Below are 10,538 nucleotides of genomic sequence, written 5' to 3'. Positions count from 1 at the left end.
CTACTCAATGGTTTACTATGACCAAATGTAGCACAGGTATCCTCAAGTAGCGCTATCTCCTAAAATAATGCTAATCTTAAACTGAGCCTATACTACAAAACCATACTACATTAGCAGTGTGGGGATTCACCTTAAGTTGACGCGGATGGGTAACCAAGCCCCTACAGCGGATCTCCATTAGGGTAATAGAACCCCGTTAAGCCCGTGAATCATGCCGTTAGAGGCAGGAATATCTGCCATCACGACGGGTATACCATTGACCGAAACTTCGCTAGCATCGCTGACTCGTATGGTTACGGGTTTACCCGCGAGGGTGGTTAACCGCAAGGTCGAACCGGGAGTTAAGCCAAAGGTGTTAATGTTACCGGGGACAACGTGATAGGTAAGGATTTCAGTTAATCGCGATCGGTTTTGGGGTTGAAGCAACGTTGCCACAGTTCCCTCTGGTAAAGCAGCAAAGGCTTCATCGGTGGGGGCAAAAATGGTAATCGGTCTCCTCCCCGCCAGTGCTGAAGTGAGTCCGGCGGCTTTGATCGCAGCCGTTAGGGTGGAGAAAGCGTCGTTGGCGGTTTCGAGTTCATCAGCTATATTGTTTACGCCTCGTTGAGCAATCAGGTGGAGTCCGGGTTCTGCCTTTAAGAGGCGAGGAGAGTCGGTGACGCTGTTGGCGGGTAATGCGATCGCGGTACCGAGACTGGCTAGACCTAAGCAGGCGGTTAGTTTCCTCAATGTGGAAGTAAAAGAGCGGGCTGGCATGAATTTTTCTCCTCAGAGCAGGTATTTATAACGATTTGTATACTACTTTAGTCTGAATTCCGACCCTATGCTTCTTTCTCAGGTACAGTGTTACGTCTGCTTTGATTCAGTTAGGACTTTGGCAAGGATTTTATCGGGAGAGCGATCGCGTCTGGTTGCGCTGGTATGATACAGATGGTGACTGGGTTTTGACTCCTGAGGAACGGGAACGGCGACAAGTTGAGCGATTGACACAACAAAACATCCAGCTTATTGAATGCCTTTAATGCCTTTAATCTCCTAAAAAAATTCCTCAATTCCCTCATCATCCGTCCCCGTAAATCAAACATTAAGAACAACCAAGAGAATCGCTTGTGGCTACGCCAGTTTTAGGATTAATCCCTGACGCCTGCTGACATAAATGTTTCAGTTGTGCGCCATCTAAGAGAGCATCAGTGAAGTCAGCCCCCGTAATTAATGTATTATCAAATACTGATCCAAGTAAGAGGGTTTCGACTAAAATCACATCACTTAAATCTGCACCCGTCAAATCTGCCTGATCTAACATGCCATAGCTTAAATCCGCACCATGCAAATTGGCATGAGTCATCACCGAACCACTAAAAATAGCACCTCGCAAGTCAGCATAAGCAAAATTACTTAACTGTAAATTGGCATTAGCAAATTCAGCCGTCTGTAAATTTTGACCGGAAAAGTCTTTGCCTGTGAGTTGGGCGTGACTGTAGGATAAGGGAGGTGGATAGTCAGCCGCTTGAGCAGATAGAGGATGAACGAATAGAGCGATCGCGACTAGGAATGCTATCAGTTGCCGAAGAATCATCTCAAATTGCCTGATTGACCTTAATTCTTGTCCATCTTAAATCTGATTGGGGTTTATCCGGTAACATTCAGGCGGCGAGGGTAGGCAAGCGTTCAAGACATGGGTAGGTTAGCGCATGAGACATAGGTAGGTTAGCGGGCAAGATATGGGTAGTGGTGTGGCACACCTAAGTAAGATGGATGACGCTTACGCCCAGAAACTGTAGGGGCGCACCGACGTGCGCCCGATTTAATCGTAAAATCTATGCCACCATTTTAGCTGTTTCAGTCCAGTAGATCAGCGCACAACACCTAGGTAGGTTGCCCACCAGATGCCCGCACGACTCCACTCATAAGGGAGGCGTGCATCCGAGAGTGCAAACCATCCTTTCACCTTAACAGAGGAAAATAATCTCTCATTTATTTAAGTAATGTAAATAGCACATAAGCCTTCTTTCTTAGGGTAGATAAGCTTCAAGAGGTTTCTTGATAATCTAAGAACTGTGCCGATTAAAATACGATTAATTAATCATCAAATTACGAAAAACGCCTAATAATCCCTTGATTGGATAAGCTAATCCCCCGCTTAAAAGTCGGGGGATTTCACCTTGTTTGTCCGAGTCTTTTGACAAAGAAAGGTTTTGTTCGCTGCCAAAAGCCGCTTGCGTGTTTACATCTTCTGTCGGTATAGTTGCTGACATAAGACCAATCACCAATGACCAATGACCAAACTTCGAGCATTAATCTTTGACGTTGATGGGACATTAGCAAATACAGAACAAGACGGACACCGCGTCGCCTTTAACCGCGCCTTTGCCGAAGCTGGATTCGATTGGGATTGGTCTGTTTCCCTCTATGGTGAACTATTAGCGGTTGCTGGCGGTAAGGAACGTATCCGCTATTATTTGAAGCAATACCACCCCGATTTCCAACCTTCTGGCAATTTCGACGAGTTCATTGCCAATCTGCATCGGGCGAAAACTCACCATTATCAGCAACTTATCGCCACGGGTTCTATCCCCCTACGTCCTGGTGTGCAACGATTGATTAAAGCGGCGCGATCGCAAGGGATACGGTTAGCGATCGCCACCACTACCGCCCCTACTAATGTAACTGCCCTTTTGCAGCATACCCTAGGGGATGAGAGTCCGGCGTGGTTTGACCTGATTGCGGCGGGTGATATCGTCCCCGCCAAAAAACCCGCCCCCGATATTTACAACCATGTACTGCGGCAAATGGATTTACCACCCCACGATTGTTTGGCGATCGAAGATTCTGATCAGGGTTTAATGGCGGCTACACAAGCAGGTATCATGACACTCATTACAGTCAACAATTATACAAAAGACCAAGATTTTACTCAGGCAGTACTCGTATTAAATCATCTCGGAGAACCTGATCAACCCTTTACCGTTCTCGCCGGAGATGCTGGAGATAACCAATATGTTGATATAGAACTCCTGAATCATCTCCATCACCGTTAGGGTGTCCCTTGCTGTCACCACAGTTAACGGTGAAAAGACTACAGTTAATAGTGGGTCAGACGCCACATTCCCTCTTCCCCAATCACCTAACTTTACAAATCTGAGTCCAAAATTCTATTATTATAGCAATAATATCTCAGCCATGATATCATGTCCCTCTAGACAGTGATTCTTGACTTTTACCGTGCCACCTTAGTTCTTACCTTGGAGTCATTTGCCTTCGGCAGTACCAACGTGTAAGTATTCAACCAAACCTGATAATGATCGGCTTGTCCCGCAGTGATAGGGTAGCGTTATGACCTATAGCCTTAGAATTACCGATATTCCTGTTAGCGAACGTCCACGCGAACGATTAATGGCGATCGGTGCCAAAAATTTGGCGACAGCGGAACTGATTGCTATTTTGCTTGCCACAGGTCAGGGGAAAGGTAAACTTTCAGCAGTAGGTTTGGGACAATATATTTTGCAGCAATTAAGTCAAGATGAACGCGATCCTATGGCGGTATTGCGAGATATATCACCCCAAGAGTTAATGCGTATCCATGGCGTCGGACCTGCCAAAGCCACCACCATGCTAGCCGCCATTGAACTGGGAAAACGCGCCTTTCAGTCTCGCCCCACAGAAGGTACGATAATTGACAATCCCATGGCGGCGGCGGCAGCTTTCAGTCATGAGTTAATGTGGCAAACTCAAGAACGTTTTGCTGTATTGCTGTTGGATGTGAAAAATCACTTATTGGGGATTAAACTCATCTCCGTTGGTACAGCAACAGAGACATTAGCCTGTCCTCGCGAGATTTTACAAGCCGTCTTGCGCCATGGGGCGACGCGGTTTATTGTAGGGCATAGTCATCCAACGGGTAGTGTTGAACCTTCTGAGAAGGACATTTATTTGACTAAACAGCTTTTGCAGGGGGCACTGCTAATCGAAACACCTTTAGTAGATCACCTGATTTTGGGAAATGGCAATCACCGGAGTCTACATCACACCACTTCATTGTGGAAGGAATATCCACAAGATATTTAGGGCTTGCTGCATTAATCTGAAAGCTATACTATACAATGGTTTTCAGCCATTTTTCCACCCAACAAGTGCAAGGTTTTTACACCTAGACGCTCAAAATTCTTGGATTGCAAGCCTTCGCGAACACAGAATCTTCCCTCTACAGAGTGTTGAAACCATTGCAAGAAAGCCTATTCCCTATTCCCTCTCCCCACCACAAGACTTATTCAGCAGCCCCTATTTAATAGTGTGAGTTGTAGTTTAAGACGGCGCTATGTTAATTTAGTGGGCTAGGGGCGATTAGCACAGTGGTAGCGCACTTCCTTCACACGGAAGGGGTCACTGGTTCGAGTCCAGTATCGCCCATTTAAGTTGAATGGCACTGAAATAAGCATTAGGGAATCACCGAAACCTTTGATATACCGTAGGGTGGGCATTGCCCACCAACCTTAAGTCGAATGCCACTGACTTTAGAGTTTGTAGTAAGCGCTTTAGCGCTTCTGGCACTAAAGTGCCTACTACGAACCCAGCTTAAGTCAGTGGCATTCCATTTAAGTTTCATGACAATACCTAATCATTGCGCTTTCAGCGATCGCTGATTTTTCTCTACAAAAATCAATAGAGTGCTGTTTAGTTTTCACTCTCAGAATTCCCACCCTATCAGAAACTTGTATTCCGTCAAAAGAGGATAAATCCTCAATTATCTGATTACAGCGCCGCCCAAATAAAGTAACTATTTACGCATTGCTGAAACGCTGACGATGCAAGCATTTTCAAGGTTTAACTTTCAGGAAACGACACTCGATTAAGAGCCTCATGGAACATAATTTAGTAACGCTTTGTCAGAGGATGTAGTTACGGAAAAATCATGTGATGCCCAAGGGAAATGCGTTTGTTAACTAGCAAACGATTCGGACAATTTCATTGAAGTGCTATTTTCAAACCTGGTGAATTATGACTCCCCCTTCAATCGTGAAAAAGTTTTTCCTGACCCCGGTTATGATTTTGGGTTCTACATTCTTAATTTTGACTTCTCCCCTTCTATTTGTGGGGTCTTCGCCGATACAAATTTCCTCGGAGAATGAACCGATATTTTCCGGTAAAGTTAAAGATATAGCCGCTCCTTACCTGGGTTTGGCAACCTTGCTCAGTTTAGGAACGTCTGTGGGATATGTTGCGGTTAGGGGTTGGCGACAGTCGGCTCATCAGGCGGCGATAACAGCGCAACAAATGTCTGTTTTAGAGCAAGAACTTCAAGCGAAGGAAACAGAGTTAGTGGAGTTGAAGGCTTCACAACTCCAGTTAATGGCGGAAGGACTCGATGGATTCTTGGAATAAAAGCATCGTTCATTTAAGGCTCTTAATGTCAATAATGACGAACTCCTTGTAGTGCGAGCATCTTGCTCGCTACTAATATCCAATTCAAATGCATGACAGCTTATTAGACTAAGCGACACTCCCCCTTTTTAGATCCCCCTGCTCTTCCTATCTACTACGTTTGAGCGCAACTCGGTATTACTTGTCTCCCTTGTCTTCCCTATTAAGCAGAGAGTAGAGTGTCCATGGGGGCATTAGGACGGGCGTTTAAAAATAATCAGCGCACCGTGGTGCTAATTGATGAAATTGATAAAGCGGATATCGATTTCCCTAACGATTTGTTGCGGGAACTTGACGAGCAGACATTTGTTATTGAGGAAACGGGGGAAAAGGTTAAGGCAGTTTATCCGCCGATTGTGTTTATTACCAGCAATGATGAAAAAGATTTACCAGATGCTTTTTTGCGTCGTTGTCTGTTTCATTATATTGAGTTTCCGGGGTCAAACCTGTTAGTTGAGATTATTAACGCTCATTTTCCGGCATTGACGCCAGCGTTAGTTGAGGCGGCGGTAGAGCGATTTGCTGAGTTGCGAGAGAAGATGGTGAAGGGGAAGTCGGGTAAAAAGGTGAGTACGAGTGAGTTATTGGATTGGGTGGCCGTGTTGCAGCAGTTTCCCCAGGATGAGGTGTTGAAACTGCTTGAGGGGGATTTGCTGTTTCCTGAGGTGTTGTTGAAGAAGTGGGAGGATCATTTGCGGTATTTGAAGTAATATAAAATTTAATAAATAGAGAGCCGGGAAATCAATTTCCGGCTCAAAGCTAAAACCCGTTAAAACGGGTTACGTTGAGAAAGCTAATTATTTAGACGCATCAATTTTAAGATGAAAGAATAAATTTAATAGAGTTTTAATCGGATTTAAATTGGCGTTATGAATTATGATGAACTGCCATTGATAGACATTTTTAACAGCCTGCGCCAGCGCCATGGTTTACCGTTGGGCGTGGATGAGTATTTGGTGGTGGTGCGATCGCTCCAAGCTGGTTTGGGTGTGGGGAGTCGGCTGGAGTTGGAACAGTTGTGCTGTCTGGTGTGGGCGACATCGGAGGCGGAATGTCACCTGATTCGACGGCTGTTTGAGCAGATGTGGGGGGGTTTGCAAACCAATTCACGGGAAGAGAGCGATCGCGCATCCCAGGCTTCTGTTTCTCCATCCCCGCCATCTCAACCCGATCAACCAAATCAGGAGTTAGAGGAATCTCCCAGTCAAACCCTGGAAATGGATGAACCGGTGCAGGTGGTTCAGGCGGTGCGTCGCCATAAACCGGATCAAGAATTCAAACGCCCCCGCTATATGTTGCTAACTGAATATTTCCCCGTTACTAAGCGACAAATGAAGCAAAGCTGGCGTTATTTGCGTCGCCCGATACGGGAAGGAATACCCGTAGAATTGGATATTGAGGCGACAGTGGAAACGATGGGGCGTCAAGGAATTTTACTGACACCAGTGTTAATTCCGCGTCGGATTAATCGCACAGATTTGGTGTTAATGATTGATCAGGAAGGTTCAATGGTGCCGTTTCATCGGTTGTCGCGACAGTTAGTTGAAACAGCCCAACGAGGGGGGCGGTTGCGACAAACTCGTGTATTTTATTTTCATGATTATGTTGATGAGTATTTATATCGTCATCCCGCCTTAGTGAATGCTCAATTAATGGATGAGGTATTAGCAGAAGTGGGGGAACGGGCGGTAGTCTTGATTGTCAGCGATGCGGGTGCAGCACGAGGGAATTTTGATGCTGAACGGGTGAAGCAGACTCAAGACTGGATGGAACAGTTAAAGCAATCGGTGCGTTATACAGCTTGGTTAAACCCGATGCCGAATGAGAGTTGGTTGTATACAACGGCGGCGGAAATTGCCCGTTTTGTGCCAATGTTTGAGATGAGTCGTCAGGGGATGAATGCGGCGATTAGCGTATTGCGGGGGCGATACGGGGTTGGGGATAAAATGTATAGATGATGGGTAAATCAAGCCGGGAAATAAATTTTGGAAACCTCCCGTTCAAATCCGCTAAACCTAAATCAAGCCGGGAAATCAATTTCCGGCTTAAAGCTAAAACCCGTTAAAACGGGTTGAATTATTAGGATGCATGTCAACTTTATAATGGCATGGCACACCTAACTTGACGGATGAGAATTAAGTCCAGAAACCGTAGGGGCGCACGCTCCGTGCGCCCAAAAAACCATCAAATCTATTCCACCATTTTAACTGTATCAGTCCGCCATCGTGAGGAGAGCGAAGCGTAACGAACCATTACTCAAAGTTATCATAGCTTACTAAAGCTAGCTTATACTATTATTTAGTATTGTGTCTGCCTCAATTCCCAATCCCAATCCCCAATCAAAATCATGGCAACAACGAACCAAGAACGAGAAAAGCGAATCGCTATTGAGCGGATTGTGGGGTTTGCCAAACAATTTGGGGAAGCCCATCTAAATCTAGCTTGTCACGCCGCCTTTCCTCTAGTTCTCACCCCTGACTTGCTCTATCAAATTTGGGCAACCTTCATCCCGGAAACACCTTGGGCGGCGGTAGCGCGGTTATTGCTGTCGCGTTTATGTCGGCAGGTTGGCTATGAAATGTATGAGATGGATATTCCGGTTCGCAATCTCTTGCTCAGGGAATTGCAGGAACAGTTTGGGAAACAAAGATTGGAGGAATTGGGGGCATTTTTGATTGATTATGTAGCGCAGCAGCTTACTGAAGATGATCCGGCTACGCAGGATTTACGAGAGGCGCAGGAGTGGACGGCGTTGGCGTATACGCAACCTGCTGAAGCAGGGCGAAAATTGGCAGAGGTTCTCAGTGAATGTGTGAAAAGAGAGAAAAGAGATATGGCAGAGGTATTACGCCTAACTTCATTAGTAGAAACCTATGCAGAACCGTTAGAGGAATTTGGATTTAAACCCTTACTGCTTTACAGTCAGGCAATGAAAAGTTTTATTCTTGACGACATAGCCAGTGCAAAAGCTCAATTTGACAAAGTGCTTGAAGATAGTAGTCAGGAGGAGATTATTGGGATACAATTACCGATACCATCATTAGTTCCAACCTCTACCAAACAACCTCACTCATATTACCAGGTTGGCGGAAGTTTACCTCCAGATGCTCCCAGTTATGTCATGCGTCAAGCAGACGACGATCTTTATCAGGCGTTGAAAGCAGGGATATTTTGTTACGTCTGCAATTCCCGACAAATGGGTACATCTAGCTTACGAGTGCAAACCATGCAAAAATTGGAAAAAGAAGGGATAAGATGTGCCGCAATTGATCTGTCATTAATTGGCAGTACGGTTGTCACTCCAGCAGGTTGGTATCGGGGCATATTTGACTATTTAGTCAGGGAGTTTGAACTATCGGGTAAAATTAACAAAAGAACGTGGTGGCAAGAGCATGAATCTTTATCGCCTGTACAACGCTTAGGTAAGTTTATTGAGGAAGTATTGTTAGCTATTATTCCTCAACCAATTGTTATTTTTATCGATGAAATTGATGTTACACTGATATTAAGTTTTCCGACTGATGATTTTTTTGCCCTAATCCAATCCTGCTATAACAGACGTGACCAGAATCCAGAGTACAAGCGTTTGACGTTTGCGCTGTTGGGTGTAGCCACGCCCTCTGATTTGATTCAAGATAAGACAAAAACGCCTTTTAATATTGGTCAAGCGATTGAATTACGTGGCTTTAGCCTAGACAAAGCGATGGTGTTAACACGGGGATTAGAAGGTAAAGTAGAAAAGCCTCGCTCTGTCCTCAGAGAAATTATAAAATGGACAAACGGTCACCCTTTTTTGACTCAAAAGCTTTGTCAGATTACCAAAATGATTACCTATACTATTCCTGCTGGTAGTGAAGCACAGAACATCAAAAACTTAGTCAGGTCGCATATCATTGAAAATTGGGAAGAAAACGATCATCCTGAACATCTGAGAACCCTTCGCGATCGCATACTCAAAAGTAATAAGATTGGTGCAAAATCATTACTTCGCTATTATCAGCAAATTTTACGAAGAGGAGAAATTTTAGCTGATGATAGTCCTGAGCAGAAAGAATTATGTTTATCCGGTTTGGTGGTTAAGCGTAATGGTAAGTTAACAGTTCACAATTTAATTTATCAATCTATATTTAATAAGGATTGGGTCAAAGAAGAGTTAGCAAAAATTTCTAGGTAAAAACTGCAATCATCATTTCCAATATCTTGCCTAATGGTCATCAAATGAATAGGGTGTATAAAACGAGCGATCGCACCCTCCAAAATCATTACCTCTACCAACCCGTTTTAACGGGTTTAAGCTTTTAGCCGGAAATTTATTTCCCGGCTAAATCTTGTTGTAACGGCTTTCGCCTTGGCTTTAAGGAAACGTATTTCCAGGAGCAATCACTCACTTATTCACCTCAAAATCCCGTTCCAACGCGGGAATTGCCGTGCCATTTAAATGGTGCGCCTTCTGGTTTAGTACATAAGCCTTCGCCTCTTCCAACTGTTTTCCTCCCAAGGTAAACACCCCATATCCGTGTTGCCAACTAAACGCCAAAGAAGAAGCCGATGGCAGATGATTCAAATGATACGCACTACTCCCTTTAATCGTCTTGACAAAATCGGCAACGGATAACTTTGGAGGAATTGAAACCACCAGATGAATATGATCCGCCATACCCCCAATCGCATGGAGAATACAACCAATCCCATCAGCCTTGCCAATAATATAACGGTATAATTCAGATTCTCGCTCTGGAGTAATCAGAGGTTGACGGGATTCTGTTGCCCAAATGAGGTGGTAGTAGGTGCGCCACAAGGACATTATTTTTACAGAAGTGAGCTAGGAAATCGGTGAGCTAGGAGATGAGCTAGGAAGTGAGCTAGGAAATAAATTTCCAGCTCAAAGCTTAAACCCGTTAAAACGGGTTCAAACATCTACCAGAGTCGATGAACGTGTGATTATTTTGAATAGTGTCGTGCCTAATCGAGATTATACCTTATTTCTCTGTGGGCTAATATCTGAGAGCGATCGCATCAGCACAAAACCGGGAGCCTGTCAGTGAGTAAGGCTTTCAACCCGTTTTAACGGGTTTCAGCTTTTAGCCTGAACTTTAGTTCCAGGCTATGTGATTAATTTT

General features: G+C 44.7%; 10 protein-coding genes, 1 tRNA gene and 1 pseudogene. 8 read left to right on the top strand and 4 right to left on the bottom strand.

All coding sequences use genetic code 11. From position 1 onward, the window contains the following. Positions 1–177: 177 nt before the first annotated feature. Complete coding sequence (locus RIC07_RS12760) at positions 178–756, bottom strand: fasciclin domain-containing protein (RefSeq protein ID WP_446394866.1); 579 nt, start codon at positions 754–756, stop codon at positions 178–180. A 101-nt stretch (positions 757–857) separates the two neighbouring features. Between RIC07_RS12760 and RIC07_RS12755 the strand changes: the two genes are divergently transcribed. Continuing rightward, the gene (locus RIC07_RS12755; protein WP_446378494.1) at positions 858–1,022 is read left to right on the top strand and encodes a hypothetical protein; all 165 of its coding nucleotides are present in this window, start codon (positions 858–860) and stop codon (positions 1,020–1,022) included. A gap of 62 nt (positions 1,023–1,084) precedes the next feature. On the opposite strand, the gene RIC07_RS12750 is transcribed toward RIC07_RS12755, so the two are convergent. Together RIC07_RS12750 and RIC07_RS12745 are read right to left on the bottom strand one after the other, a co-directional pair. Further along, entirely contained in the window at positions 1,085–1,576 is a 492-nt protein-coding gene (locus RIC07_RS12750; protein WP_446378496.1) for a pentapeptide repeat-containing protein, read from the bottom strand. Between the two features lie 499 nt (positions 1,577–2,075). Beyond that, positions 2,076–2,255, bottom strand: coding sequence for a hypothetical protein (locus RIC07_RS12745; RefSeq protein WP_446394865.1), 180 nt, complete (start codon positions 2,253–2,255; stop codon positions 2,076–2,078). Positions 2,256–2,276: 21 nt separating this feature from the next. Between RIC07_RS12745 and RIC07_RS12740 the strand changes: the two genes are divergently transcribed. The 7 genes and pseudogenes from RIC07_RS12740 to RIC07_RS12710 all read left to right on the top strand — a co-directional run bounded on the left by RIC07_RS12740 (position 2,277) and on the right by RIC07_RS12710 (position 9,592). Next, positions 2,277–3,038, top strand: coding sequence for an HAD family hydrolase (locus tag RIC07_RS12740; protein WP_446394864.1), 762 nt, complete (start codon positions 2,277–2,279; stop codon positions 3,036–3,038). 295 nt (positions 3,039–3,333) lie between these two features. After that, the gene (gene radC, locus RIC07_RS12735; RefSeq protein WP_446394863.1) at positions 3,334–4,065 is read left to right on the top strand and encodes a RadC family protein; all 732 of its coding nucleotides are present in this window, start codon (positions 3,334–3,336) and stop codon (positions 4,063–4,065) included. Between the two features lie 270 nt (positions 4,066–4,335). Beyond that, positions 4,336–4,407, top strand: a tRNA-Val gene (locus RIC07_RS12730). Positions 4,408–4,995: 588 nt separating this feature from the next. Continuing rightward, positions 4,996–5,379 (top strand): hypothetical protein, encoded by a 384-nt coding sequence (locus tag RIC07_RS12725; protein ID WP_446394862.1) that lies wholly within the window; start codon positions 4,996–4,998, stop codon positions 5,377–5,379. A gap of 218 nt (positions 5,380–5,597) precedes the next feature. After that, positions 5,598–6,128 (top strand): annotated as a pseudogene (locus tag RIC07_RS12720) (AAA family ATPase); the annotation flags it as partial. Between the two features lie 159 nt (positions 6,129–6,287). Next, complete coding sequence (locus tag RIC07_RS12715; RefSeq protein ID WP_446394861.1) at positions 6,288–7,376, top strand: VWA domain-containing protein; 1,089 nt, start codon at positions 6,288–6,290, stop codon at positions 7,374–7,376. A 389-nt stretch (positions 7,377–7,765) separates the two neighbouring features. Next, positions 7,766–9,592, top strand: a complete 1,827-nt coding sequence (locus RIC07_RS12710; protein WP_446394860.1) for an AAA-like domain-containing protein — start codon at positions 7,766–7,768, stop codon at positions 9,590–9,592. 210 nt (positions 9,593–9,802) lie between these two features. Here the strand turns inward: RIC07_RS12710 and tnpA are convergent, their stop codons facing one another. Continuing rightward, positions 9,803–10,222 carry an IS200/IS605 family transposase gene (gene tnpA / locus RIC07_RS12705; RefSeq protein ID WP_446394859.1) on the bottom strand — a complete coding sequence of 140 codons (420 nt, stop codon included), beginning with the start codon at positions 10,220–10,222 and terminating at the stop codon, positions 9,803–9,805. Positions 10,223–10,538: the final 316 nt, after the last annotated feature.

It is taken from the genome of Coleofasciculus sp. E1-EBD-02 (assembly GCF_040218245.1).
Classification (GTDB): domain Bacteria; phylum Cyanobacteriota; class Cyanobacteriia; order Cyanobacteriales; family Coleofasciculaceae; genus Coleofasciculus.
This window is presented reverse-complemented; position numbering and strand designations above follow the sequence as displayed.